Source organism: Balneola sp. EhC07 (assembly GCF_001650905.1).
Lineage (GTDB): Bacteria > Bacteroidota > Rhodothermia > Balneolales > Balneolaceae > Balneola.
The window spans coordinates 270145-295868 of record NZ_LXYG01000017.1 but is presented as its reverse complement, the minus strand read 5'-3'; the positions used below and the strand labels follow the sequence as shown (position 1 = coordinate 295868).

Here is a 25724-nt window from a genome sequence, read left to right as displayed (position 1 = left end):
AATTATAAACTTTCAATCAGAGCTTTCAACTCTTCTGCGTGTGCTTTGGTATCAACTTTTTCAACGGTTGCCAAGATAGTACCATCCGAATCAATAACAAAAGCCGATCGGGAGGGAGCTGTAAAACTTTTTCCGAACATCTGTTTATCGACTATTGAATCTGTGGCTTCAGCAAATAAATAATCCGGATCTGAAGCAAGCGTATAATTGATTCCCTGTTTCTTTGCGTAATTCTTATGCGAGCGACATCCGTCCTTACTCATCGCGATCACATTAAATCCTTTTTTATCAAACCAATCTGCATTTTCAGCGAGACTCAGAGTTTGTCTGTCACAGCTCGACGTATTGTTCTTCATATATACTGATACTATAGTCTTGCGATCTAAAAGTTCCGAGAAAGAAACTTCCTTCTCCTCTCCGTCCTGTACAACTTTCAGTTTAAAATTAGTGTCTATCTTTTTACCGGTTTCTATCATTATTGTCTTCTATGGTGTTAAGTTGAGAATGAATAACGGATTTTCATAGTTCAATCGTTCAGGATCGCTGATTTTATCGTTTTAAAGTTTTCTCTGGCCTTTCGAATCAGTTGCATACTCGAACAAAGAGCTCCCCCTCCGTTGGAGGGGATTGAGGGGTGGGTTTTATGATAATGTTCTTAAAGCCTTAACATCCACCTCATGCTCAATCTCAAAATTACAGGAGTTTGCAATAAAGCACATCTCATTAGCTTGTTTATGAAGTGACCTTGCTTGTTCCATCATGGATTCTTTTTCGACTACTACTTTAGGATGAAGTGTTACTCTTTCAAACTTCCCGCTTCCATTTTTATCTTCGGTCATAATCCCTTCCGCAGCATCTTCGTATTCAAGAACAACAATATTATTGGCTGAACACAAATGTAAATACCACAGCATATGGCAGGATGAAATTGAAGCTAAAAATAGTTCTTCCGGATTATACTTTGATTTATCTCCCCGAAAAGCCGGATCAGAAGAACCTTCCAGAATTGACTTTCCTTCAATCTTAACTACATAGCTTCTTTCGTAGGATTTGTAATCCAACGTTCCCGAACCGGAATTTCCCGTCCATTCTAGATTAGATTTATAGTAGTGCTTTTTCACTGATTTCATAATTTCACCTTTCACCTTTCACCTTTCCAAAGAAGATATTTCGCCACTGCGGCTACTACTAAGGAGTGATGCACCTCCCCGTTAGCAACCAAATCCAGAAATTCTTCAAGCGGAATTACGTGCACATTAATTCTTTCATTTCCATCCAGATTTTGTTCCGACACTCTTTTGCAGTTTTTTATCAGATAAGTATGCGTGTAGTTAGTGAGTATTGCCGGATTTGAACTCACCTTTCCCAAATCAATTACTTCTGTTCCTGCAAAACCCGTCTCTTCTTTGAGTTCCCGGATGGATGTTTCTTTGGGATGTTCTCCGGAATCCACCATTCCTCCCGGCAACTCCAATGTCGGCTCCTCAATTCCGTATCGATATTGTTCTACCAACACGATCTCGTCTTCTTCAGTAAGTGCAATCACATTGATCCAGTCAGGTGCTTCAATAATTGAAAATGTAGCTTTATGATCTTCTGACTCGATCTTCATATCTCTACTTAAAACCTTGAAGATATTAGTCGTATATTCAACCTGCTCTTTGGTAGTAACCCAAGGCTCAATTGTATAATTAAATAGTTTTTTGCTCATGCCCGATTCACTTCTATTATCACATTCTGATTTTTCCACTCTCGAAGAACGTATGAAAGCTACGGAAAAAGCCTGCGATCTGATGGAGAAAATTTACGACTCCGGTAAATATCCCAAAATGTTAGTGGAACGAGCCTGGTCAGAACATAATCCGATCATAAAAGGAGAACTCGCTCAACCTAAAGCACTTAGATCCTATCTAGAGCGTGAGATCCTACGTCTTCTGGAAAAAGATGCGGATATCAAGATTGAACCCTCGCGCGATGTTATAGAACTGAATGATCCTCTTTTACTGGATCATACCGATGAAAGTAACTGGGATATCACCAAGAAAAAGCTTTTTCTTTTTAGTCCTGAACGAACTGATATTTCATTAGACAGACTTCAGCATTACACAGGAACCAGCGCTCATGATTTTCAGCGATATATTTTGTTCACCAACTACGATATGCATGTTGAGGTTTTTCTGGAAAAATTTCCTGATTGCGTAAAACCTGTAAGAGAAGGTGTTCAGATGCCAGCCTTCCATCACAAGTTAGATGATAACAAAGGTATTACGTTAATCAATATCGGAGTTGGACCATCAAATGCGAAAACGATTACAGATCATGTTTCGGTACTTCGACCTGATGCTATGATCATGGTTGGCCATTGTGGCGGACTTCGAAATCACCAGGAAATCGGAGACTTTGTGCTCGCTAACGGTTATATGAGAGACGATCGTTTGTTGGACGATCTTTTCCCGATCGGAATACCTGTTATTCCAAACTACATCCTCAATTTATATCTCAAGCAAGTTCTGGATAATCATGGACTGAATCATCGCATCGGAACCGTATTTACGACGGCCAACAGAAACTGGGAGTTCTCTAAAAAAGATACTGTTGAAAAGATCCATCAAAGCAGAAGTTTAGCGGTGGATATGGAATCCGCAACGGTTGCTACCAATGGATTCCGATATCGAGTTCCTCATGCTACTTTACTTTGTGTAAGTGATAAGCCTCTTCACGGAAAACCAAAACTTTCGGGAGCAGCACAAGCGTTCTACCAAAACTCTAAGGAAAAACATTTGGAAATCGTTATTGAAACCATCGACATGGTTAAACAAACTCACCCGGACGGTCTTCCAAACTCAAGTATTCGAGCCTTCAACGAACCGTTGATGGGGAGCGGAGAATAATCAGAATATTGAACAACCAATAACCAAACTATACTTCGCCATTCTATATTCCTTGTTCAATATTCATTATTCATAAATTTTTGTAAGGAATCGCCTCTCAACCTGTCTTACTTGGCAAAAACTATACGCCATGAATACAGAATCATTTTCTTCCGAAGACTTCCTGAACAGAACCGTTAAAGATATGCGTCCCGATGAACAACCCCGAGAAAAGCTTATAAAATATGGAGCCGGCTCTCTTTCTGATGCCGAACTCCTTGCCATTCTTCTGCGAACCGGAACCAAAAAAATGAATGTGATCGAAACTTCAAGAGCACTGCTTGATCATTTCAACGGACTACATTCACTCATCAAAAAACAGTGGAGCGAGCTTAGGGTAATTCCCGGTATCGCGAAAGTAAAGGCTATTACTTTGGAGGCAGCTTTTGAACTTGCTCGCAGAATTCAGGTAGCCGGTTTAGGTGAAGAGGTCCAAGTAACTTCTCCGGAAGATGCTGTTGCTTTCTTTGGTCCTAAACTCCGTCATTTGACGAAAGAAGTCTTCATTGTCGCTTTTCTGAATCACAAAAAAGTGCTCACCGGATTTCAGCAAATCAGTTCGGGTGGAAGCAATGCCACCATCGTTGAGCCCGCTGAGGTAATGCGCCAAGCCGTTGTTCATCAAGCCAATTCCATTCTTTTATTCCACAATCACCCATCAGGAAATGCAAAAGCTTCTACTGCAGATATTCAACTAACCAAAAGGATCTCAGAATCCGGAAAACTACTCGGCATCCCGATAGATGATCATATTATTATTGCAGGATATGATTTTGTTTCTCTACGCTCGCTAGGCGAGCTCAATTAAGAATTATTCAATGATCAATTAAATATTTTACAATAATGAAAGAGAATATCATCCTTAATAAAACTTATCAATTTGCTGTAAGAATTGTAAAGCTCAATAGATACTTATCTAATTCTACTAATCAATATGATATAGCACGGCAAATTCTAAGAAGTGGAACATCAGTAGGTGCTAATACAGAAGAGGCCATAGGTGCTGAATCAAAAAAGGATTTTATTCATAAGATTTCTATTTCGTATAAAGAAGCTAGAGAAACTAAATATTGGTTAAGATTATTAAGAGACGCCGAAGTTTTAGAATCAAAAATGGTAGAATCATTGCTAATTGAAATCGAAGAAATTTTGGCAATACTCGGAAAGATTAAGATCACTTCTTCAAAATCAATTAGAAAGAAACATTGATCATTGAATAATTCTTAATTCTTAATTGAATCAGCCTTATCTTAATGCTGAATCCAGAAATGAATCTTAGAATGAACGACTATCTCCAGCAAATAATCGCTGACTCTTTACAACAATTTGATCTAGAAGAACTGCCTGAAATCCAGACGGAAGCTCCTAAAGACGCCAGCCACGGCGATGCTTCCACCAATGTGGCCATGATGCTGGCAAAACCACTTCGTAATAATCCACGAGCTATTGCGCAACAGATCATTGACGGATTGAAATACGATGAAAAGAAAATTTCCTCTGTAGAAATCGCAGGTCCGGGATTCATAAACTTTCGTTTTGCTGAAGATTATTTATACGATGAATTGCAGAGTATTCTGGATGCTGAATCCGGCTTTGGAAGGACAGATGAACACTCCGGTAAAAAAGTATTGGTAGAGTTTGTAAGTGCAAACCCAACGGGACCGCTGACTGTCGGGCACGGAAGAAATGCTGTACTAGGAGACACCGTTGCAAGATTGCTGGAGTGGACAGGAGCCGAAGTAGACAGAGAATATTACTTCAATGATGCCGGTCGACAAATGCGTGTTCTGGGGCAGAGTGTACAAGCCCGATATTTAGAAAAATTAGGCAAAGAATCTGAATTCCCCGAAGGCGGATATGAAGGAGAGTACATTAAAGAAATTGCAACTGAACTAGCTTCTGAAAACAAAGATCTTTCTGAAAATCCTGAAGATTGGAAACCCTTCAAAGAAAAGGCAGAAGAAGCCATTTTTGCTGATATCAGTAATACGCTTCAGCGAATGAACATCAATATGGATTCCTTTTTCAACGAGCATAGTTTGTATGCCGATGGCTCCATAGACTCCACCGTTGAAAAGCTTCGTGAAAAAGAATTGGTCTATGACAAAGACGGAGCTGTTTGGTTTAAAACAACCGAATTCGGTAAAGAACAAGACACCGTTTTGATCAAAAGCACGGGAGAACCGACTTACAGACTTCCCGACATTGCTTACCACATGAACAAGCTGGATCGTGGTTATGATCTTTGTCTGGATGTATTCGGCGCCGATCACATAGCCACCTATCCGGATGTGCTTTCAGGAATTTCTGCTTTGGGTTACGATAAAGATAAAGTAGACGTGGTGATCTATCAGTTTGTAACGATCGTCAAAGACGGCCAACCTTTTAAGATGAGTACTCGAAAAGCGAATTTTGTAACACTTGATGAGCTTATGGATGAAGTTGGTTCTGATGTAACACGATTTTTCTTTTTGATGAGATCACCAAATACACATCTGGAATTTGATATCGCTCAAGCCAAAGAAGCCGGAGATAAAAATCCGGTATTCTACCTTCAATATGCTCATGCTCGCATTGCCAGTATTCTGCGTAAAGCTGAGGAAGAATATTCGTTTTCCAAAGAAGCAGATCTTTCTTTGCTGAAACATGATTCCGAAGAAAGCCTGATCAAAACTATCCTTCGTTTTCCTGAAATGATCGCTGGTGCTGCCAATGCTCGTGAACCGCATCGATTGATCAACTTTCTGAATGATGTTGCTTCAGCGTTTACAGGTTTTTATCACGATTGCAGAATTATTGGTGTGGATGAAGATCTGGCTCAAGCAAGAATTGAACTGGCAAAGGCAACGGCTCAGGTTCTTCGAAATGGACTAACTATCCTTGGAATTTCTGCACCGGAAAATATGTGATTGTGACTCGGTTATTTGATCAGCATCATTGATTTTATCTGCACAAAATCTCCGGCTTTAATTCTGTAAAAGTACGCGCCACTTGAAAAATTACGGGCATTAAATTGAACTGAATGGAATCCGGCTGACTTTCTTTCATCAACCAGTGTAGTCGACAATCTTCCCAGGATATCAAAAACTTCAATTTTTATATCCGACTGTATTGGAAGTTCATATTCTATAACCGTTACCGGATTAAATGGGTTAGGATAATTTTGCTTTAGTCGAAAAGAACTTGGGATATTTTCTTTTTCTTCATTTAATGAGCTGATACTTCGACTTACTTCTATATAAAATCGTTCTGAAACGCCCTCATCATCTCCATCAAAATAAAATTCGTATTCATCTCTTTCTCTGAGGTTTACCGATTTATTAACCTTCTTGTCGGTCAATTTAATCTCCCAATCTTCCGGGATATTTTCCATTTTTCCTGCGCTGATGCTATAATATCCCGTGCTATTTAATTCTACTCTCAGATCGATCTTATCATTTTCAATATCAACAGGTCTTCCTTCAAACACTCTTAGATCTTTCTTTTCTGATAAAAAAGATATGCTGCTCTTATTCTGATTTAGTGACCGTATTCTATCCACATCAAACACGTCTCTGCCTAAACTTCCTCTGTCACTGAACACAATATGCGCCTGATCATCAAGAGGAATATCCGATTCCCTGAACAATTTTAGATTAATGTATGTTACTGATTCTGATGCTCGTTTTTTACCAAACTTATCAGGACTGCTTTCCGTTTTCTGAGACTGATTAAACCTTAGTTCTGAATTTTCGTTAATAGCTTGAACAAAAAATCCCTGCATCGGTGCTATATACCTTCCTGCAGATCCAATCTCACCTGACATGTTATAATATTTGAATCCCGAACTCCCATCACCTGAAGAAACTGCAGGATCCCAAATTGCATAACTCGTAGCTAAATCTGTTCCATCATTCACGATCTCATGCCAATCCAAAGTTCCCGCAAATGGATTACCGATCAGGTTGTAACTCAGTGAATCATGCGAACCTCTATAAAGATCTAAAGTTAGAGAATCCGGCTCAGAGCCTTTCATTTCAAGATTAGCAGGCAATATTTGTTGTCCGTTGGGATCCGTTTTGAACATATAAAACAAGTACCCTTTGCCGGAAGTGAAAGTTGAATCAGCTCCGTAATGCCCATTGAAATTCTGATTACCGGAATCAAACAACCATAAACTTGAGTTCGGGGCTGATGCCATATTTGAAGCCCAACTACCTCCCTGAGTAAAAAAAGATTCATTTAGTGAGCTGAAATTCGCATCATTGAAAGGTGAAGAGATCATTCTCCAACCGGAAGCTTCCTCCGTATATGCTCTGGAATACACAAGATCTGAAATTAGTTTTCCTCCATTCTTGATCAATTGCGCAGTATTGTTTTCATCAGAAATTAGAGTTAATTCACCGACTGTTTGTTTTAGTGATCCGGCTTCAAGATCTAGTTTTTGATAAATATTCAAGCTTGATCCGATCTCAACAGTATCTGTAGAGACATCAACTTTCAAATCAGATAGTTTTCCTTTTCCGGAATTGAATTCAAGAGGATCGGAGCCTTCTTCCCACCCATATACTGTAATTTTAGATAAACTGTCGCCTGAAAATCCTTTCCCCGAACTCTTTTGATGAGACCCATAAATACTTAAAGCACGCCCGTTTAATTTGAGCTCTGAATTTATTCCGTCGAACGAAATGCTTCCAATTGTAACATCTCCGGTTAAAGTTACGCTGTGCTTTATTACCGCTTCATCAGTTATTGAAGATGGAATGTTTCCATTTAACCAGGTTCCGGAATCTGACCAATTACCATCTGAAATCGTGGAAAACGAAACTCGGGGTTCTGCCTCGCTGATCAGAACTGAAACCTTTTGGCTTCCTGATTGCAAAGCACCTTCATGAGAAATTGTTATCGAATATTCTCCCGAAACAGGTTCTGAAATATAGATTTGTTCAATATTATCTACGTCGTTGTCTCCCGTTGCAGCTGCATTTCCCGGATTATTCTTATCCAGTACCCAAGGCGAGAACACCGTTGAATTAGGATCACTGACCTGTAAATCCAGATCGTTTACCAGAATAATATCTTCGGGATCATCTCCAGAAACCGACACACTTCCTTTCGCATCTGTCCATGCAATAGTAACTATAAATGGCTTTGTGGATGTGTGCTCGTAGTTTATCTGAATCATATTCGATGAGTTAAGAACCGTGTCTTTCAAAACCGCCCAATCATTATCAGCATGATTCGCAGACAGAAATCTCACTGCTCTTTCGGTATTCATCAATCCCCAGCCCATTTTATAGTCGGGACCTTCTACACCCACATCATCTGCTGAATGTGCAAGCAACGCTCTTATTGAAGCTGAAGAAAGAGTATCTGCATTCAGATTTTGATAATGTTCACGAATTAAAGCTACAGAGCCTGCCACCGCTGCGGTTGATGAAGAAGTTCCGGAGGAATTTGAATAAGCGCTATTAGAAGATGCCGAAGAAGTATAAGCCCCGGAAGGAACAACTATGTCAGGTTTTATTCTTCCATCATCAGTGGGCCCAAACCCTGAACCATCGGTCGGTATAATTGAACTAAGAACTGAAAAATCATTAATGGAACTTTGAACTGCGCCAACAACCAATACATTTTTTGAAACTGAAGATCCGGATATAGATTCAAACCCATCTTCTCCTCCATTTATCTGACGAACACTTGTTGAATCTTCAAAACAGTTCAGGTTTGAATCGATCTTCCAGTGTTTTACTGGCTGAGATTCCGGACCAATACCTCTTATATTTCCCGCCGCTTTTACTATCAAATAATCGGGAGCTAAGTAAGCCACGCTATCCCAATCCTGAGCCTGAGAATTATAATAGCCGAATTGATACGCCTTTGAGGGATTCTCTGATTCCAGAGAGTACCATGTATATCCGCTTCCGCAAACTGTTGATGAAGTTGTCCACCCTGCGATCTCTGCATAAGGATGAGCCGAACCCGTTAAACTATCTGCTGCGGCCTGTGCCATTTCGCCAATGTCATTGTTCCAGTTATAAGCCTCAACTTCCGCAGCATTCGCCATTCCACGGGCATCAGCATCCATACCCGTAGCGATCATGGTTCCAACCATTTGAGTAGCGTGATCATCATTTGTGCCACTTTCAGAATCTAGAAAACTAACTCTTCCAGAGTATTCCTGATGGGTGAGTCTGGGTTGATCTTCATCCCAATAGCCAATGATCTGGCCGCTTCCTGAAAGTGATAATCCCGAAACTCCGCCACTCCAAAGAAAATCGTTTTTGAGAGCTCTCGCCATTTCCAGATTTGAACTTTGATATATGACGGGAAGCTTTCCATCTTTAAAGCTGTAGAATTGGAAAAAAGGGATGTTTTTTATCTTCTTTTGCTTAGAAAATTCTTCCTTTTTAGAGCCTGCAAATTCAAGAAGTTCTTGCGGTTTAAAATCCTGAGCGTTCGATAAAGAAGAGTACTGTATCATAAAAATCAGTACTGCCGCAATCTTGAGATGATATGTATAGTTAGGTTGACGCATATAAATCTTAAACCGCCACAAATATAACTATACTACAATAAATAGCACTTTTAACTTGCTTTTAACCTTGTAAAACAGACAATTCCTCTAGTGATCTGTTCATCAACTTTGAAGCCGGCTTGTTTGAACAGTTTGTTGCTTTCATCTTTAGTCCAGAACTTGATCCCTCCGATTCCCATCGACTCCTGAAGTAATCTTCCGTACCAGGCATCGGCTTTTATCAGATGCATCATAAAAAGAACTCCATCCTCTTTCAAAACTCTGCGAGCTTCATACAAAACTTTTAACTCTTCGGTGAGTTCATTTAGAGTTCCACCCATCACAATTCCGTCAAAGGTTTTACTGAAGAACGGCATTTCTTTACCATCTGCTCTTACAAAGAAAAGATTGGTTTCATCAGCTTCTGCTTTTAACCGTGCTTCTTCTAACATCTGCATAGAAAAGTCCAAACCTACAATATCTGCTTTGGATTGCGCAGCTTTTAGTGCTCTGCCATAAAGCGCTGTTGAACACCCAAGATCTAGATATAGACCGTTTTCTTTGGGCTCTGTCCATTCGATAAGCAATTCATGTTCTTTTTCGATCGGAAAATCTTCTCCTGTTAACAAAGAAAGAGAGCGCTTTCGCCAAATCTCTTCATAAATAGTAGCAGTCAGTTTCCAATGATTGGTATAAGATGCTAAACTGGAGAAATCAGGCTGTCCACCTAAAATATCGATGATGTTATTTTTTACATCGTATTCATCTCCATCCTGAGAGCACAAAGTTCCGTTAAAGGGTTTGGTCAGGTTCGAAATTTCTTTCGGTACCTGAATGGCTGCTCTTTCGTTTTCCGGAGATTTTAATTCAAAGCTCATATGTCCTTTCCGTCTTTTATTCGGGGAAACAGTACGTGATTACTGCTTTGGTGTTACGTACTCATTTTTGAAGTACTAACGACACCTGTGCACCTTTATCAACACTTAAAAGCTTTGCGGCATTTCCTTTATTTATACCGATTTCCAACATCCCAGAACTTCCTATAAATGCTGCCGGATCGCCTTCCTCAACATCCCCGAATGTATTCACCAAATGATCGATCATGGTATTTCCAACGTAGATCCGGACCTTTCTCCTCCCGATCATATCTTCAATAAGCTCTTCAGAAATATTTGTGATCAGATTTCCAAAGCGATCAATATGAACTACCCAACCCTGAAGACCATCTTTATCCCCAATTGGAACTGCCCAATGATAAGTGACCAGATCTTTAATCGGATCGCCAAGTTCTTTAAGAGAAACTCCATTGATAAGATGAGCTGCTACCGGAGCAAAAATATCTCTGCCATGAAATGTTCTGGATCGTTCTTTTCTCCAATACTTTGATTTATTCAGCTTTATGGCTTCGTACTCGAACTCACTATAGAAAAGCGAAAAAATTCCGTTGTCCGGACCTACAAAATATTGATCGTTAACTTTTAGAACGATTGGGTGACGCTCTGTGCCTACACCCGGATCCACAACAACCAGATGCACGGTGTTCTTTGGAAAAAGAAAAGCTGAATTGCGAATTACCCATGCTCCCGCCATAATATCCTGTGCAGGAATATCATGTGAAATATCAATGAGGCGAACATCAGGAGCTAAACCCAGAATTATCGCCTTCATCGAACTTACATATTGATCCTGAAGACCAAAATCGGTAGTAAGCGTAATTATTTGGCTCATTAAGAATAGTTATTCAACATAACAGGCATAACTACCATAAGAATTTCTTCGTGATCGCTTTTTTCTGATGGTCGAACGATACCTGCACGATTAGGGGATGAAAATTCAAAACTCACTTCATCATCATCAATGTTACTGAGAACATCACCTAAATACTTTGCATTAAAGCCAATTTCAAGCTCATCATTTGAGTATTCACAAGCAATCGTTTCTTTCGCTTCACTGCTCATATCCAAATCTTCTGCTCTGATCGTAAGTTTATCAGTAGCCAGTTCAAGACGAATTTGTCGGGTTGTTGAACTCGAGAAAATAGCAACACGACGAACAGTAGAAAGCATTTGCTCTTTGGAGATAGTCAGGAATTTGTTGTTGTCCCGCGGAATCACAGAATCATAATTCGGATACTGTTCGTTGATCAGTCTGGTGATCACGATAGTATTTTCACTCTTAAATCTTGCATGATCGGTTGTAACTGTGATCTCACACTCTTCACCGCTCGTTGTTTTTTGAACCAATCCAAGTGCTTTGTCAGGTACGATAAACTCTGTTTCTGCACTTCCTTTGATCTCTTTGTTTACATACTCAACCAAGCGGTATCCATCAGTAGCTACAAACTTACTTTCTTCGGTTCCGATCTTAAAATAAACCCCCATCATAGCAGGACGAAGGTCATCGCTTGAAACAGCAAACAATGTCTTATCAATAGCATTATTAATATTATCGGTAGAAGCACTGATCTCAACACCACCTTCTAAAGTTGGTATTTCAGGAAATTCATCTGCATCATCACCAACAAGTTTATAATTCCCTTTATCAGTTCTGAAATTGATGTTCTTTCGCTCATCAACTGTAAAGAAAACCGTGATATTGGGAAGCTGACGTAAAGTTTCCAGAAGTCGGCGTGCCGGAATAGCTACAGACCCTTCTTCTTCAATGTCTGCATCAATATATTCTACGATTGCAATTTCAAGATCCGTTGCTGATAATTTCAGTTTCCCATCTTCAAATTCAAAAAGAATGGTTTCTAAAATCGGTAGTGTAGCTTTTGAAGGCACAGCGCCAATTACAGCTGACAGCCCTTTGTTGAGTTCGTTGCTTGATACAGAAAATTTCATGAATACGTAATTAGAGTTATTTAGGACAATTTTTTATCCAATCTTGCCCTTTCGAGAACGTGTGCTTATACTAAGAAATACTGGCTCTCTCCGCAACATTTGGAACCGGTAAAAAATCACCAAATAAGTATACCAATATATCGTTAAAGCGCTACTGTAAACCTTTAAGTATTTTATTGCAGCATTAGATGAAAAGCCTTCTCTCAGCGCTTATCTTTTTATTAGTTTTATCTTTTCAAACTTCCGCTCAGTCGTCATTGGCGAAGTATGGAAATGATTTCTTAAGCACTGGTGCCGGAGCTCGCGCTTTAGGAATGGGTTCTGCTCATTCTTCACTTACAAGTGATGTAACCGCAGGATACTGGAATGTGGCCGGGCTATCCAATATAACTGAGCCGCAAGCAATTTACATGCATTCAGAGCGATTTGATGGTATTGTTGGGTACGATTACGGAGCATTTGCAATTCCTCTTCAATCCGGAAATGCTGTGTTTTCTGTAAGTTTCTTTCGCCAAGGTGTAGATAATATTGCCAATACTTTAAACGCATGGGATGCAGATCGAAACCAGCCTCGTGAAAATCCTGAAGATTATATAACACGTTTTAGCGCCGCCGATCTTGCGCTGTTTTTCTCTTTTGCAAAACAAAGCGATGAAAGGTTTTCTTATGGAATTACCGCTAAGATCATCAACCAGCGGTTAGGACCGTTTGCACAAGCCTGGGGTTATAGCCTGGATGTTGGAGCGCAATTGAAAACAGAGATCGTTGATCTTGGATTCGCTATTCGCGATGCAACCACCATGCAAAAAATGTGGACTGTAGATGAAGATGAGTTTGCAGGATTTCAGGAAGTGTTTGATGATTCCATTCCTAGCGGACAAAACGAATATGTGCTTCCTTCCATAAAATTGGGAATATCGAAGAATTTCACTTTCAATGATTTTGATCTTATTACTGCCATTGATACCGACCTGCTTTTTGAAAACCGACAAACTTACTATATAAACTCCGGCAAAATGAGTATTGAACCTCATGTGGGAGCAGAACTTACTTACAAAGATGTGATCAGTTTCAGAACAGGTATTACCGATTTTATAACCGATCCTGAGGGCGGTTTTTCGGTTTCTCCAACGTTGGGATTAGGCGTTCAACTCCTGAAATTCAATCTTGATTACGGCTTTGCCAGCTTTGCGGGAACGTCTAGTAATTTGGGTTATACGCATAGAATTTCGTTGCAGTATAGATTCCTGAGAAATTAATAAGTGATTTTAAAGTCACTCATAACAAGTCCAACGCAGCATTGCGAAGGTGGACGCAGTGAAGAGTCTACACATCGAAGAACAAGCCAAATTCATGCTGTGCAGATCCATCGGGAGTACCCTCGGAATGACTCGTTGTTTTGTGATAAGTGCTTTGTTTAGGAATTCAATTTCACTCAAAGTCATTCCGCAGCGAATGCCGGAATCTGCGATCTTAATTTATGAGTTGCCTTTGATAAAGAATTAGATCGCCTGCCTACGCGTGGCGATGACTCCTAAGTTTAAAGTACGCAGTTTAGGATATGATACCTCTCGAAGAATTCATTAACTTATTCTAAAAACTAATTCTTGCGAATAATTCTACTCGGTCCTACTGCATCCGGAAAAACGGAACTCTCTCTTCAGGTTGCTGAAGAGCTTGGAATTCCTATCATTTCGGTTGATTCTCGTCAGTGCTACAAACATTTAGATATTGGAACGGCGAAACCTTCTGAGAAAGAATTGCAAAGAGTAGAACATTACAATATTTCCAATCTTGAATTGGATGAACCCGATTCCGTACAGGCATTTTCGGAGCGCGCAGAAGCCTGGGAAAAGGAAATTTTAAATTCTTCAGACCATTCTTTTTTTGTTGGAGGAAGTACACTACATCTACAAAGTTTGATTCGCCCAATTGAAGATATACCATCCGCAAACGAAGAGAATATTACAGAAATAGAATCTCAGATCGACAAAGAAGGAATCGAACCTGTTTACAACAAACTAAACTCTGTTGATCCTGAGTACGTGAAAACAATGGATGGAATGAACCGTCAAAGGATAATCCGCGCTTTGGATGTGTGGATGCAAACCGGCAAACCGTTCAGCTCTTTCCATTCAAACCAAAAATTTGAACTACCTGATGATACACTGGTCTTCGGGCTACAGAGAGACAGACAAAGTCTCTATGACCGAATCAACCAAAGAGTCGACAATATGATTGAGGAAGGTTTGGTAGCGGAAACCCAAAAAGTTCTGGACATGGGTTATTCAAAAGATCTTCAACCGCTAAATGCAGTTGGTTATCGAGAAATGATTGCTGTTCTGGAAGGCAAAATGGAACTTGATAAAGCCATCGAAAAGATCAAAACTCAAACCAGACGCTACGCAAAACGACAACTTACCTGGTTCAGGCGCTGGGATTTTATCGAATGGTTACCGGCTGATGAAAAAAAACCTGAAGAACTTAAAGAAATCCTGCTATCTCGTTTAGCAGCTAAGCAATAGAAGCCGTAAATTTGGGCTCACTTTTAAAACTCGTTCATTCATGTACAAAGCAAAAGTAAACGTAACACTACGTCCCTCCATTCTTGATCCAAAAGGAAAAGCGGCTCACCATGCCCTTCAAAATCTTGGGCTGAATGATGTTCAACAAGTACGAATCGGTAAATTTATTGAACTGGATGTAAACGCTGACAGCAAAGAAGCTGCAACTAAAGTTGTGGAATCCGCATGTGCACAGTTGTTAGCTAATGAAGTAATGGAAGACTACGAGATTTCATTCGAAGATTGATGAAACCTTTGGCTCAATTTACAGACTCAGATATTCTGCTTGCTGATACTGATGAGCTGACAAAAACCGAAGAACAAGTTGAAGAGAGTATCGATACTCCCTGGCGATTGTTCTTGTTTGATGATGATATACATACGTTCGATGAAGTAATTGAACAAATCGTGAAAGCAAAAGGCTGTAGTTATTCTGTAGCTCAGGACTTGACCTTTCAGGTTCATAACAACGGCAAAGCCTTGATACATGAAGGCGAGTTTATAGAGTGCCTGAAAATGGAAGGTGTTTTAAAAGAAATTCAACTTGTAACCGAAATAAGAGGTTAACGTGGCAACATTTGGAGTAATAGTTTTTCCCGGATCTAATTGTGATCATGATGCATATCATGCGATGAAGAACATCATGAATAGTAAAGTTAAATTTCTCTGGCACAAAGACACCGATCTTTCAGGCATTAATTTTCTGATCGTTCCGGGAGGATTCTCTTATGGTGATTATCTTCGTTCTGGGGCTATCGCTCGTTTCTCTCCTATAATGCAGGAAGTAGTAAAGTTTGCTGAAAAAGGCGGACCTGTTCTCGGAATTTGCAATGGTTTTCAGATCTTGCTTGAAGCAGGCTTGATTCCGGGAGCTATGATGCACAATCAAGATCTTCGATTTGTGTGCAAAAACGTCTCTATCAGATGCGAGACTACTGATTCTCTTTTTACCAATACGTTAACCAAAGGACAGGTTTTTGATATCCCGGTTTCTCATGGTGAAGGGAATTATCATATCAATGAATCCGGACTAAAATCTCTTCAAGACCAAGACCAGATCTTATTCCGCTATTCTGATGCTGATGGAAATCTAACTGAGGAATCTAATTTTAATGGTTCTATCGATCATATTGCCGGAATTACAAATGACGGCAGAAATGTTCTTGGCATGATGCCACATCCTGAGCGTGCAATGGAAAAACTACTCGGTTCGGATGATGGTAAGATCATATTTGATTCTATTCTCAATTCCTTGTCAGTTGCTTAAGATTTAGTACATTAACTGAATCATGAGTGATCACACACAAACAGATCTGACATTACATAGCGAGAAACTTGTTAAGCGGTACCGAAAAAGAACCGTTGTTAATGAAGTTTCTATTAATGTGAAACAAGGCGAGATCGTAGGTTTGCTTGGTCCTAACGGAGCCGGTAAAACAACTACTTTTTACATGATGGTTGGATTGGTCACACCAAATTCAGGTAAAATATTTCTGAGTGATACCAACATCACAAAAAAGCCCATGTACAAAAGGGCGCGAATGGGAGTTGGTTATTTAGCTCAGGAAGCCAGCGTGTTCAGAAACTTGACCGTTCGTGAAAACCTTGAGTCCATACTTCAGTTTTTTTCTGTCCCTTCAAAAGAGATCAAACAACGTGTCGATAAGCTAATTGAAGAATTTGGGTTGCATAAAGTAGTAAACAACAAAGGCTATTCCTTATCCGGTGGTGAGCGCAGAAGAACAGAAATTGCCCGGGCATTAGTGACGGAGCCTAAATTTATACTTTTAGATGAACCTTTTGCAGGCGTTGATCCAATTGCAGTTGAGGATATTCAGGAAATTGTAGCTCAACTCACCAAACAAAATATTGGAATTCTTATCACGGATCATAACGTTCATGAAACGCTGGCCATCACCGACCGAGCTTATTTGATGTTTGAGGGTAATATTTTAATGGAAGGTACCGCTGATATTTTGGCTGAAAATGAAGACGCTAAAAAGTTATATTTAGGTGAGCAATTTAAATTAGACAGATATAAAAACGATTAAGATTATTTAGTAGCTATGAATGAAATAACAGTACAGGAATTAAAGGAAAAGAAAGAATCAGGAGATGACTTTTTTCTGCTTGATGTAAGAGAAGGTTTTGAATATATGGTATCCAACTTAGATGGAGAAAATATTCCATTGGGAGACCTTCCATCAAGAGTAGATGATATCAAAAATCACAAAGATTCTGAAGTAGTCGTAATGTGCCGTTCAGGTGGACGAAGTGGAAAAGCCCTGGAATTCCTTGAGAAAGAAGGCTTTTCTAACGTTCATAACCTAAAAGGCGGGATTACAGCATGGTCGAAGGAAATTGACACTTCAATGCCTGTAGCTTAATAACTCGGGCTTGAAACTTATATCAGATTAACTGGTTGCAGCGATCTGGTTCAATAGCTCCTGATTACTTTCAGTATTATTTAAAACCTTTAGCAGTCCTAACATAGATTCTTTAGGAGATTTCTTCAGAAGATATCGTCTGACCATATTTCGTTCTTCTAGTGAATCCGTAATGAACTTTTCTTCATTTCTGGTTCCTGAAGCGGTTATATTAATAGATGGATATATCCGGTCGTTTGCCAGCTCTCTGTCCAGAACAAGCTCCATATTTCCGGTTCCTTTAAACTCTTCGAAAATAAGGTCATCCATTCTGGAATTAGTCTCAATCAAGCACGTGGCTATGATAGTCAAAGAACCGCCGCCTTCGATCTTTCTGGCTGAGCCAAATATCTTTTTAGGGATTTCCAACGCTCTGATATCCAAACCACCCGATAACGTTCTTCCACTATTTGTCTGTATAGCATTGTAAGCTCTTCCAAGACGAGTAAGAGAGTCTATAAGTAATACAGAGTCTTCTCCCATCTCTGCCTTTCTCTTAGCGTATCCTAAAGCCATTTCTGTAATTCGAATGTGGCTTTGGGTCTTATTATCGTTAGACGATGCAAACACTTCTGCGTCTGTAGAACGAATAAAATCGGTTACTTCTTCCGGCCGCTCATCAACCAACAAAACACTCAAAGGAATGTCAGGATGATTTTCGGTAATACTCTTAGCGATTTGCTTTAGCATTACTGTTTTACCGGTTCTAGGAGGAGCAACTATTAATGCTCTTTGACCTTTCCCTATTGGGGCCACAAGGTCGATGACTCTCATCTCTATATTGTCCGATTGCTCACCCAACTTGATCCAATCAACGGGCATAATTGGAGTTTGTCGCTCAAATCTGCTTGATTTAGTCCAGGCTTCCTTCTCTTTTCTATTGATACGATCTACAGAATAAACATGCTTATTTCCTCTTTTATCCTCTTCGTATTCACCTTCCAAAATAAGACCAGGGCGAAGATCTAAAGACTTAACCTCTTCCGGCTTTAGAAATGGATCCTGAGGGCTATAACTGAATTCATAATCCAGTTTTCTGATCAATCCCCAGCCTTTCTCATTAATTTCCAGAACACCGGCATAACGTCCCGAAACACCTTGATTTTCCTTCCAGTAGAATTTAGGAATAAAGACATTTCCGCCTTTATTTCTGTTCTTATTGTTTCTGTTCTTGTTATTACGGTTCTTGTAATTTTTCTTGTTCCGTGCCATATAAATATTTGTTGGTCTCCTCTTCAGTAAGAAGCGTTATTTCAATAAATGTTGGAAATACTAAGGAGAGCGAAGTAAAAAAGAACGGTGCTCAGATAAGAGCACCGTTGAATTAATTAGGTATGAAAAGATACAAATGTTTTTGCTGATAGCAAATTAACGAACGGTAGTAGTTTTGTTGATCCAAGCATAGCATGGTGCAACAGAACCATCGATCTTAACTTTTTGTCCGTCTTTAAGGTTATCTAATCGTAAGAATTTGTCTTCTCCGGTTGGAGTAACTGGTCGGTAATTTCCTAACTGTGAATTTACAGTATTTGCCACAGAAGGATCTTTAGCTTTAGCCATGTTCAAATAGTCAATAATCAACCAGTAAACCATTCTGTCTTTTGCTTCCAATTTTCTGTCAGCCACACAATTAGTTACTGCTGCGTTATAGATTGTCGCTTTTGTTATATAAGCCTGACCAAAGTTAGGGTCGATTTTTATAGCAGCATCTGCAAAAGTATCCGCGGTTTTAATATCTCCCTGATTGATATAGGCATTAGCAATGCTAAGATTTGTTTGTTTTTTCTCTGCTTTGGTTTTTGCCATCTTCAGAGCTTCCTTGTAAAGCTTAATAGCATCCCCATAACGAGCGTTACTTCTTTCGGTTTCAGCCAAAGCTTTAGCACTTTCGAATGTTGGCTGAATTTCATGAAGCTTTCTGCGAACCTTTGTTAATTCAGCCTGATTGTCCTGATCTTCGTAAGCTCCCTCAAGAGCCTTCAAAGCTTCAATATTCTTAGGAGACTCCTCAAGTATAGGCGTATAATACGCTATTACATCTGCCGGAGACTCAAAGAGATCTTTTTGATAATTATTCAGTTTCTCTACCAAAGCTCCGGTAGCATACTTCGACGCTTCATTAATAACTTTCTGCGCTTTTTCAGTTTCTCCTTTGTTAACATAGTTACGTAGTAAATTGTCAACGTAGTAACCTCTGGCAGTAGTAGTTGTTTTTTCCGGGTTCATGTCAAACATGATCTGGAACTGCTCATAAGCTTTTGAAACTGCATCTGTAATTATGGAATTATTCTCCAGATAGTACCTACCCATCTGCTGATGAGTTTTGTATACCTGCTCCTTATCATCTTTGTATAGCTCCAATTTAATATCAAATACCATTAAAGCTGAATCAAGATAAGTTGCTTTTAAAGATGGATCTGATTGCTTTTTCGCTATCTCCTGATAGATCGTTGTAAATCTATCTAGCTGTCTTGATAATTCGAAGCCTGGATAACCTTCAATCGTAGTTGGTGTAGAACAAAGAATCCAGCGACCATATTTAAGGGCAAAAGGATAATCCTCGTTTTTAAAATTAGATTGAAATATTGAAAAAGCTGCAATAGGCTTCAGTCCATCTGGTGGTTCTGTAGCTGTACATTCAGCCTGAGCCGTTACTATTGCCGAGCTAGCTAATAAAAATGCTGTAATGAGTGTTAAACTTTTAATCATATCAAAATGTGTTGTTATCTACTGTCGTATTAGAACTACCTTGAGTATAAGAATATTACTTTAAAATTAATTAAGCTTTCTTTTCAAAAACATTAATTCAGTCAAATTCACAGAAAGATTAACTGAAAAAATATCTTCTTTTACTAAACTGTTTGATGTAGTACCCCTTTTCCCATACTGAAAACTAAGATCCAGAGAAGAATTAGTCCTCAGATTTGGTGATAATAATCCAACTCCAAATGAAAACCAAAGCGTATTTATTTCGTTATTTCTGAGTTCCAAATGCCCGGAATCATAAGAAATACCTGCGTTGTACTTAATATTTGATAAAAACCTGCCGGTGCTTCGCCTTGTTGGATTTACCTGTACTCCGAAACCATAAACTTGCCTGTTTTTAAAAACACTTTCGTCTTCACCGCTAAAACCATATTCTGCATTATCCCACTCTTCGAATTGCGCTTCAGCAGAAATACTTGTAGAACCGTTAAATGAATAAGTAAGTCCTGCACCAATCTTTAAAGGGATGCTAACATCAGCTCGTTCAACATCTTCTATTTGCACTTCTGTCTCTTGACTTCCAATGACCTTTGTTGATACAACTTCTCTTTTAGCATTAAATTCTATAGGTAATGAAATTGTACCTCCAAATTGCAGCATATCTCTGTTTGAAAAAATCCTTTTTTTATTGAGGGCTATTCCAAACCTATTTGCGAATCCTGCACCATTCGTGTTAATATCAACGGTATTGATTCTTGCAATTCCATCCAGAAAGACTAAGGTTCTTTTTTCCATTTCTGTAAGAAATGAATAAGATGGAGCATACCCCACTAACAAGTTCTCATTGATCTGATACCCCAATCCAATCTCGAATTTAGTTATCCCTCCGGTTCCTGTCCGATTACTAAAATATTCGTTTGTATTATCTCCTAACTCATAATCCTGATTTGAACTTACGTCATAGCTTGTAACTGTCTCAGGATGCAGAGAAACAGAAAGCCCCAACTTGTTTTTCTGTATAGGAAACACAAGTTGTATGCTTCCTAATTTAAACAACGAATTATCACCTTCATTAAAAGCATCTTTAACAGAGTACTTACTGATATCAAAAGCAACTGATGCATTTGAAAATGTATTTGTACCCCAAAAAGCCGGATTAGCTAAGCTTGGAGAAGCCGGGTCGTTTACGGACAGCCCAAGTGTTCCCAACCCTTTTTCTTGGACAGAATTATTCATTATCGGAAATCCAGTACCGTAGCTTGAATACACAGTACCTGATTTACCCTCATCATTTTGGGCGAATGCACTATTAGAAAATACTATAAGTGACAAAGAAATAAATAGAGCTACTTTTCGCATTAATTTCCTGTTGTTAAAATAATTTTGGGTCTCAAACTTGCATTTGCTGTTGTATCAAAAAAGATCGTGGAGTTTAACGCTCCTCCATCAATACTCAGATTTAGAAAAAATTCTCTCTGATCCGGATCGCTGAACACAAATTCATTGATATGATCTGTTATATCAAATTTATAAGATTTATCAGTATTGTCCCTTATTGAAGTAAATCTTGGGGTGGTAAACTGAAGGCTATATCTCAACTGTTGTGTATCCTGAAACCTTAAGTACATAAAATTAATATCCGGCCTTATATGATCAGTAGGAAGAGAATTTTTAGTTTGTATAGAGTCTTCATATAAATAGAACTCTGCCTTCAGAATGTTTCTATTGTCAACAGTCTCTGCTAAATCTTCGAATGACAATGAATAAAAACTTTCTAAGTAATTATTCAAATAAATACGATCTGCAAATACAGGTTTATTTTCTCTTTCTAAGTTAAATCCATGTCCAAAAACCCCAACAGATACACTATCTTCCTCTTTAATGGTGAGGAAATTGCTTTCATTCATGTCTGGGAAAACAATTTTTGACGACACATCTTCCGGCACAATCGCTAAACCAAAGAATTCAAAGTTATACAAGGAATCACGATTAGTGTCTTCATTATTAACGTAATCAGCATACTCTAAAAAGTAAGACTCTGCCAGATCTACTATAACCGTATCTTCATCAGTATAACTAAACGACCCGATAGAGGTGCTTTCATCAAACAACACATCATCAGAAGACAAAATTGTTGAGCTTCTCCACCTTTCAGTTACTTTATAAATATTGAAATTGATTGATTGAGTTGTATCCCCATAAGAGTCCCTGTCATCAAATTTTAATAACAACTTAAAACTTGTTGAGTCATTCAGTGAATCGTCAGGAACTCCTAATAAAATTGGCTTCATAAGCCCTGTAAACTCAAAATCTCCAAACAAAGGATCATTATATTTTCCCAAAGGCATATTCGAGAGGTCTCCGGAGAATATATCAAGCTCATCTTGTTGATAATCTTCCAGCAATAATGTATCAACTACAATTTCAGCGGGCTCAATAACTCCACCTCCTACAGAATTGCTGTCTTCACAAGAAATCAAACTTCCCACTATTAATACCGACAAAATAAGTCGCCATCCTCTGGCGACTTTAGAAATGCTTTTTTGCATCAACTCTTTATAAATTTTAAAGTTACTTAGCTATCTTTTTATAGTACTCTGCAAACTTTTCAGAAACGTCTTCAGGCGATCCTTGAATTTGATGGGGTTTTATACCTAATTCTTTAAAGCTTTCATCGAACTCGTCCTTAAGGTAATTTCCTGTAACAACGTGATCGCTAAACTGAAGCCCTAATCTCAACAAGTCTACCTTACCATTATCTGTAAGTTTATTTATATCTATATCTTCAGGAAGTCCTAATAATTCAAGAATTTTAGCAGTATCAGCTTGCCCTTCGTTTTCCGGGTGATGAAGATTATAAATAACCTGCGTATTTTTGAAAATCGCTTCGTCTTTATATTTCGTCTTCACCAGTAAAGGAATCAAACCAGCAGGCCAATCATGGCAATGAATTATATCAGGTTCCCAACCAAGCTTCATAACTGTTTCCAGAACACCTTTATTGTAGAAGGCTAAACGTTCTGCGTTATCTTCATAGAATTCTTCCGTATTAGGCTTCTTGAAGAGTCCTTTTCTCTTGAAATAAGTATCATTATCTAAAAAATAAACCTGTAGCTTTGCATTTGGGATGCTGGCTACTTTAATTTTCATGCTCTCAACATTATCACCTACCTCAACTTCGATTCCGGAAAGTCTTATTACTTCATGAAGCCTGTTTCTTCTATCATTGATAGAACCATATTTTGGAAGAAGAATTCTAATCTCAAACCCTTTGTCTTGTAAAGAAGCGGGCAAAAATCTTAGCAAGTCTGCCGTGTAGGTCATTCTTGCAAATGGAGATATTTCTGCTGCTGCGTATAAAATTTTCATAAATAGTCTTTATTTCTCGTCGTTTGAAATTGAATTATTCTTCATCATCTCTTGAAAAGCGGGGTCATCTATTGATATAAAATCCATCAATGTATCACTTCTTAGTCCTTGTCGTATTGTTTCCAGGGCAATCGCCTCTCTAGGAGGAATATTACCAAGGTTTACGTTGCTCCCATATTTTTTAATAAACCAAACCTGTTGTTCTTTTTTGGGAGCTTCAAATATAAGCTTTTCTACAGGAATTTGATCTGTTATCTCTTCAATTAATCCAGACCTTATTTCACCGTTTGGCCTGAACACACCTACCGTTCCGCTTTCTCTGGCTTCACAAATTACTTTTTCTGCACCAGCTTCTAGCTCTTCCCGAATCACTTTAACCCATTTATAAGGAGGAATTATTTCGTTGGGATTTTTACTCCCGACTTCAGAGTATACTTTAAAATCTTTACTTAGATCTCTGATGATTTTTTGTTTCTTGTCATCAGAAAGCCAAATCGTACCGTTTGATACCTCAAGCGTATCGATATTATGCTTGTTTAATAGTTTAACATAAGCATCCAGCTGACCTCTTAACAAATAGGCTTCGAATAACGTACCTCCAAAATATACCGGAATACCGGCATTGGCATATACTTCAAGCTTTTCTTCAAGATTCTGAGTAACTACAGAAGTTCCCCAACCCAGCTTTACAACATCTACTAATTCAGAAGCGACTTGGCAAAAATCTTCGCACTCTCTTATACTGAACCCTTTGTCCAGAACAAATGTCATTCCATTTGTTCGAGGTTTCGAAGTCCTATATGGTAAATTTTTTAACTTAAATGGCATATTGTCTTAAAATTCAAAGCCCTAAATATACTCATTCTAACATTAGTATTAAAGAACTGCTTTTTAGATCCTATTTTCTGTTTGTGTTAACCACTAAATCCAGAATCCTATCGTTATCCACCTCAAGTAGCATCTCTTTAGTATATCTCCATATCCAATTCCCGGATGAAGTTCCGGGAATATTAGATCGATGAGATTCGTTAAGCCCCATAAAGTCCTGAAGTGGAAAAATTGCCTGGTCTGCAACGGAATACATACCAAGTCTGATAAACTCCCAATTTGGCTCGCTCCCATTAGATCTGGTATACACTCTTACTCTGTGTTTTTCGACTTCAGGCGCAGAATTATACCAGCCGATACTTGTATCATTATCATGAGTACCTGAATATACAACACAATTTTGCGGATAATTATGAGGCAGAAAGCTATTTGTAGAATCTGAATCGAACGCGAACTGAATAATCTTCATCCCGGGAAAATTATATTTATCCCGAAGTTTTTCTACACCTTCAGTTACAAAGCCAAGATCTTCTGCCAAAATTGGGAGTTCTCCACATTTTTCCAGGATGGTATCAAATAGTTTTTCGCCCGGACCTTTTACCCAACGTCCGTTCTCGGCTGTTTTCTCAGAAGCCTTTATTTCCCAATAAGCATCAAAGCCTCTAAAGTGATCAACACGAATAGCATCACAAATTGAGAACATGTGCTTAAACCTTTCTACCCACCATGAGAATCCATCATCCTCTAAAACTTTCCATTTGTATAGTGGGTTTCCCCATAGTTGTCCCGTTTTACTGAAATAATCAGGTGGAACACCCGCTACAAGTTTTCGGTTTCCTTTCTTGTCTACCTCAAAGTATTGCGGGTTAGCCCAAACGTCAGCGCTATTGTGGTCTACAAAAATGGGAATATCCCCAATCACTCTTATGCCTTTTTTATTTGCATATTTTTTAAGTGCTGTCCATTGATTTGAAAACTCAAACTGTAACCAATATTGGTGAGCGATCTCCTTTTTGAATTTTTTCTTCGCTTTCCGCAATGCCTCAGGATCTCTCTGGGCAAGAGACTTTTCCCACGTATTCCAAGGTTGCATTCCTTTGTCCAGACCACACGCCATAAAAAGTGTATAGTCATCTAACCAAAACTTATTCTGTTTTTTAAAAAGCTTGAATTCTTTTTCATCTTCAATACTGAGATTAGAATAAAATCTTTCTGAAGCTAATTTGAAAAGTTGGTCTTTGTTTTTGAATGCTTTTTCATAATCAACTTCCACTTTTGAAGGTAATTCCGTCTCGGATACTTCTTTCTTGGTGAGCAAGTTCTTTTCCAACAGTATATCAGGAGCTATTAAATACGAGTTGCCTGCAAAAGCAGAATAACTCGCGTATGGAGAGTTTCCATACCCAGTTGGAGTTAGTGGAAGAATCTGCCAAATAGATTGCCTTGTTGTTTCTAAAAAATCTATAAATGATCTGGCCTCTGAACCGAAATCTCCAATCCCGTATTTTCCGGGAAAAGATGTAGGGTGTACTAAAGTCCCACTTGAACGAGGAAATCTCATT

The 25724-nt window shown here is 38.8% G+C and carries 25 protein-coding genes; 11 read left to right on the top strand and 14 right to left on the bottom strand.

Going from position 1 to position 25724, the window contains the following annotated elements; genetic code table 11:
- Positions 1 to 2: 2 nt before the first annotated feature.
- The 3 genes from A8B79_RS10535 to A8B79_RS16040 form a co-directional block, all read right to left on the bottom strand.
- Entirely contained in the window at positions 3 to 476 is a 474-nt protein-coding gene (locus A8B79_RS10535; protein ID WP_066222120.1) for a peroxiredoxin, read from the bottom strand.
- A gap of 165 nt (positions 477 to 641) precedes the next feature.
- Complete coding sequence (locus tag A8B79_RS16045; RefSeq protein WP_066222903.1) at positions 642 to 1130, bottom strand: OsmC family protein; 489 nt, start codon at positions 1128 to 1130, stop codon at positions 642 to 644.
- 11 nt (positions 1131 to 1141) lie between these two features.
- Positions 1142 to 1711 carry an NUDIX hydrolase gene (locus A8B79_RS16040; RefSeq protein ID WP_066222117.1) on the bottom strand — a complete coding sequence of 190 codons (570 nt, stop codon included), beginning with the start codon at positions 1709 to 1711 and terminating at the stop codon, positions 1142 to 1144.
- Between A8B79_RS16040 and A8B79_RS10520 the strand changes: the two genes are divergently transcribed.
- The 4 genes from A8B79_RS10520 to argS all read left to right on the top strand — a co-directional run bounded on the left by A8B79_RS10520 (position 1710) and on the right by argS (position 5839).
- Entirely contained in the window at positions 1710 to 2891 is a 1182-nt protein-coding gene (locus A8B79_RS10520) for an AMP nucleosidase (protein ID WP_066222114.1), read from the top strand. The genes A8B79_RS16040 and A8B79_RS10520 overlap by 2 nt on opposite strands.
- A gap of 130 nt (positions 2892 to 3021) precedes the next feature.
- Positions 3022 to 3738 (top strand): RadC family protein, encoded by a 717-nt coding sequence (radC, locus tag A8B79_RS10515; protein WP_066222111.1) that lies wholly within the window; start codon positions 3022 to 3024, stop codon positions 3736 to 3738.
- 35 nt (positions 3739 to 3773) lie between these two features.
- Positions 3774 to 4139 (top strand): four helix bundle protein, encoded by a 366-nt coding sequence (locus tag A8B79_RS10510; protein ID WP_201118564.1) that lies wholly within the window; start codon positions 3774 to 3776, stop codon positions 4137 to 4139.
- Positions 4140 to 4210: 71 nt separating this feature from the next.
- Positions 4211 to 5839 carry an arginine--tRNA ligase gene (gene argS, locus A8B79_RS10505; RefSeq protein ID WP_066222900.1) on the top strand — a complete coding sequence of 543 codons (1629 nt, stop codon included), beginning with the start codon at positions 4211 to 4213 and terminating at the stop codon, positions 5837 to 5839.
- An 11-nt stretch (positions 5840 to 5850) separates the two neighbouring features.
- Here argS and A8B79_RS10500 read toward each other — a convergent pair whose 3' ends face one another.
- The 4 genes from A8B79_RS10500 to dnaN form a co-directional block, all read right to left on the bottom strand.
- Complete coding sequence (locus A8B79_RS10500) at positions 5851 to 9393, bottom strand: S8 family serine peptidase (protein ID WP_161485165.1); 3543 nt, start codon at positions 9391 to 9393, stop codon at positions 5851 to 5853.
- 104 nt (positions 9394 to 9497) lie between these two features.
- Complete coding sequence (locus A8B79_RS10495; protein WP_066222102.1) at positions 9498 to 10304, bottom strand: class I SAM-dependent methyltransferase; 807 nt, start codon at positions 10302 to 10304, stop codon at positions 9498 to 9500.
- 61 nt (positions 10305 to 10365) lie between these two features.
- Positions 10366 to 11154, bottom strand: a complete 789-nt coding sequence (locus tag A8B79_RS10490; RefSeq protein ID WP_066222099.1) for an SAM hydrolase/SAM-dependent halogenase family protein — start codon at positions 11152 to 11154, stop codon at positions 10366 to 10368.
- Positions 11154 to 12269 (bottom strand): DNA polymerase III subunit beta, encoded by a 1116-nt coding sequence (dnaN, locus tag A8B79_RS10485; protein ID WP_066222096.1) that lies wholly within the window; start codon positions 12267 to 12269, stop codon positions 11154 to 11156. Before dnaN ends, A8B79_RS10490 begins: the two co-directional genes overlap by 1 nt.
- A 188-nt stretch (positions 12270 to 12457) precedes the next feature.
- On the opposite strand from dnaN, the gene A8B79_RS10480 reads away from it, so the two are divergent.
- The 7 genes from A8B79_RS10480 to A8B79_RS10450 all read left to right on the top strand — a co-directional run bounded on the left by A8B79_RS10480 (position 12458) and on the right by A8B79_RS10450 (position 17220).
- Positions 12458 to 13528: a PorV/PorQ family protein gene (locus tag A8B79_RS10480; protein ID WP_066222094.1), complete on the top strand. Its 1071-nt coding sequence runs from the start codon at positions 12458 to 12460 to the stop codon at positions 13526 to 13528.
- Positions 13529 to 13876: 348 nt separating this feature from the next.
- Positions 13877 to 14794 (top strand): tRNA (adenosine(37)-N6)-dimethylallyltransferase MiaA, encoded by a 918-nt coding sequence (miaA, locus tag A8B79_RS10475; protein WP_066222092.1) that lies wholly within the window; start codon positions 13877 to 13879, stop codon positions 14792 to 14794.
- Positions 14795 to 14834: 40 nt separating this feature from the next.
- Complete coding sequence (gene purS, locus A8B79_RS10470) at positions 14835 to 15080, top strand: phosphoribosylformylglycinamidine synthase subunit PurS (RefSeq protein WP_066222089.1); 246 nt, start codon at positions 14835 to 14837, stop codon at positions 15078 to 15080.
- Complete coding sequence (locus tag A8B79_RS10465) at positions 15080 to 15400, top strand: ATP-dependent Clp protease adaptor ClpS (RefSeq protein WP_066222086.1); 321 nt, start codon at positions 15080 to 15082, stop codon at positions 15398 to 15400. The genes purS and A8B79_RS10465 overlap by 1 nt, the downstream gene beginning before the upstream one ends.
- Before the next feature lies 1 nt (position 15401).
- A complete protein-coding gene (purQ, locus tag A8B79_RS10460; protein ID WP_066222083.1) occupies positions 15402 to 16100 on the top strand; it encodes a phosphoribosylformylglycinamidine synthase subunit PurQ in 699 nt (232 codons plus the stop codon).
- Between the two features lie 22 nt (positions 16101 to 16122).
- Entirely contained in the window at positions 16123 to 16884 is a 762-nt protein-coding gene (lptB, locus tag A8B79_RS10455) for an LPS export ABC transporter ATP-binding protein (protein WP_066222081.1), read from the top strand.
- A 15-nt stretch (positions 16885 to 16899) separates the two neighbouring features.
- Positions 16900 to 17220 (top strand): rhodanese-like domain-containing protein, encoded by a 321-nt coding sequence (locus A8B79_RS10450; protein ID WP_066222078.1) that lies wholly within the window; start codon positions 16900 to 16902, stop codon positions 17218 to 17220.
- A gap of 27 nt (positions 17221 to 17247) precedes the next feature.
- Here A8B79_RS10450 and rho read toward each other — a convergent pair whose 3' ends face one another.
- The 7 genes from rho to malQ all read right to left on the bottom strand — a co-directional run bounded on the left by rho (position 17248) and on the right by malQ (position 25723).
- Complete coding sequence (rho, locus tag A8B79_RS10445) at positions 17248 to 18471, bottom strand: transcription termination factor Rho (protein WP_076782582.1); 1224 nt, start codon at positions 18469 to 18471, stop codon at positions 17248 to 17250.
- A 156-nt stretch (positions 18472 to 18627) separates the two neighbouring features.
- On the bottom strand, positions 18628 to 19968 hold the full coding sequence (locus tag A8B79_RS10440; RefSeq protein ID WP_235603670.1) for a tetratricopeptide repeat protein: 1341 nt from the start codon (positions 19966 to 19968) through the stop codon (positions 18628 to 18630).
- Positions 19969 to 20034: 66 nt separating this feature from the next.
- A complete protein-coding gene (locus A8B79_RS10435) occupies positions 20035 to 21324 on the bottom strand; it encodes a hypothetical protein (RefSeq protein ID WP_066222076.1) in 1290 nt (429 codons plus the stop codon).
- Positions 21324 to 22514, bottom strand: coding sequence for a DUF4270 family protein (locus A8B79_RS10430; protein WP_066222073.1), 1191 nt, complete (start codon positions 22512 to 22514; stop codon positions 21324 to 21326). The genes A8B79_RS10435 and A8B79_RS10430 overlap by 1 nt, the downstream gene beginning before the upstream one ends.
- Positions 22515 to 22536: 22 nt before the next feature.
- A complete protein-coding gene (locus A8B79_RS10425; protein WP_066222071.1) occupies positions 22537 to 23334 on the bottom strand; it encodes a glycogen/starch synthase in 798 nt (265 codons plus the stop codon).
- 9 nt (positions 23335 to 23343) lie between these two features.
- Complete coding sequence (locus A8B79_RS10420) at positions 23344 to 24162, bottom strand: phosphosulfolactate synthase (RefSeq protein WP_066222069.1); 819 nt, start codon at positions 24160 to 24162, stop codon at positions 23344 to 23346.
- A 70-nt stretch (positions 24163 to 24232) separates the two neighbouring features.
- Positions 24233 to 25723, bottom strand: a complete 1491-nt coding sequence (gene malQ, locus A8B79_RS10415; RefSeq protein WP_066222065.1) for a 4-alpha-glucanotransferase — start codon at positions 25721 to 25723, stop codon at positions 24233 to 24235.
- Between the last annotated feature and the right edge of the window lies 1 nt (position 25724).

Excerpts from the sequence above, each read along its gene's own strand:
- A8B79_RS10535 (WP_066222120.1), bottom strand. The coding sequence starts at position 476 with ATGATAGAAACCGGTAAAAAGATAGACACTAATTTTAAACTGAAAGTT.
- A8B79_RS16045 (WP_066222903.1), bottom strand. The coding sequence starts at position 1,130 with ATGAAATCAGTGAAAAAGCACTACTATAAATCTAATCTAGAATGGACG.
- A8B79_RS10520 (WP_066222114.1), top strand. The coding sequence starts at position 1,710 with ATGCCCGATTCACTTCTATTATCACATTCTGATTTTTCCACTCTCGAA.
- A8B79_RS16040 (WP_066222117.1), bottom strand. The coding sequence starts at position 1,711 with ATGAGCAAAAAACTATTTAATTATACAATTGAGCCTTGGGTTACTACC.
- radC (WP_066222111.1), top strand. The coding sequence starts at position 3,022 with ATGAATACAGAATCATTTTCTTCCGAAGACTTCCTGAACAGAACCGTT.
- A8B79_RS10510 (WP_201118564.1), top strand. The coding sequence starts at position 3,774 with ATGAAAGAGAATATCATCCTTAATAAAACTTATCAATTTGCTGTAAGA.
- argS (WP_066222900.1), top strand. The coding sequence starts at position 4,211 with ATGAACGACTATCTCCAGCAAATAATCGCTGACTCTTTACAACAATTT.
- A8B79_RS10500 (WP_161485165.1), bottom strand. The coding sequence starts at position 9,393 with ATGATACAGTACTCTTCTTTATCGAACGCTCAGGATTTTAAACCGCAA.
- A8B79_RS10495 (WP_066222102.1), bottom strand. The coding sequence starts at position 10,304 with ATGAGCTTTGAATTAAAATCTCCGGAAAACGAAAGAGCAGCCATTCAG.
- A8B79_RS10490 (WP_066222099.1), bottom strand. The coding sequence starts at position 11,154 with ATGAGCCAAATAATTACGCTTACTACCGATTTTGGTCTTCAGGATCAA.
- dnaN (WP_066222096.1), bottom strand. The coding sequence starts at position 12,269 with ATGAAATTTTCTGTATCAAGCAACGAACTCAACAAAGGGCTGTCAGCT.
- A8B79_RS10480 (WP_066222094.1), top strand. The coding sequence starts at position 12,458 with ATGAAAAGCCTTCTCTCAGCGCTTATCTTTTTATTAGTTTTATCTTTT.
- purS (WP_066222089.1), top strand. The coding sequence starts at position 14,835 with ATGTACAAAGCAAAAGTAAACGTAACACTACGTCCCTCCATTCTTGAT.
- A8B79_RS10465 (WP_066222086.1), top strand. The coding sequence starts at position 15,080 with ATGAAACCTTTGGCTCAATTTACAGACTCAGATATTCTGCTTGCTGAT.
- lptB (WP_066222081.1), top strand. The coding sequence starts at position 16,123 with ATGAGTGATCACACACAAACAGATCTGACATTACATAGCGAGAAACTT.
- A8B79_RS10450 (WP_066222078.1), top strand. The coding sequence starts at position 16,900 with ATGAATGAAATAACAGTACAGGAATTAAAGGAAAAGAAAGAATCAGGA.
- rho (WP_076782582.1), bottom strand. The coding sequence starts at position 18,471 with ATGGCACGGAACAAGAAAAATTACAAGAACCGTAATAACAAGAACAGA.
- A8B79_RS10440 (WP_235603670.1), bottom strand. The coding sequence starts at position 19,968 with ATGATTAAAAGTTTAACACTCATTACAGCATTTTTATTAGCTAGCTCG.
- A8B79_RS10435 (WP_066222076.1), bottom strand. The coding sequence starts at position 21,324 with ATGCGAAAAGTAGCTCTATTTATTTCTTTGTCACTTATAGTATTTTCT.
- A8B79_RS10430 (WP_066222073.1), bottom strand. The coding sequence starts at position 22,514 with ATGCAAAAAAGCATTTCTAAAGTCGCCAGAGGATGGCGACTTATTTTG.
- A8B79_RS10425 (WP_066222071.1), bottom strand. The coding sequence starts at position 23,334 with ATGAAAATTTTATACGCAGCAGCAGAAATATCTCCATTTGCAAGAATG.
- A8B79_RS10420 (WP_066222069.1), bottom strand. The coding sequence starts at position 24,162 with ATGCCATTTAAGTTAAAAAATTTACCATATAGGACTTCGAAACCTCGA.
- malQ (WP_066222065.1), bottom strand. The coding sequence starts at position 25,723 with ATGAGATTTCCTCGTTCAAGTGGGACTTTAGTACACCCTACATCTTTT.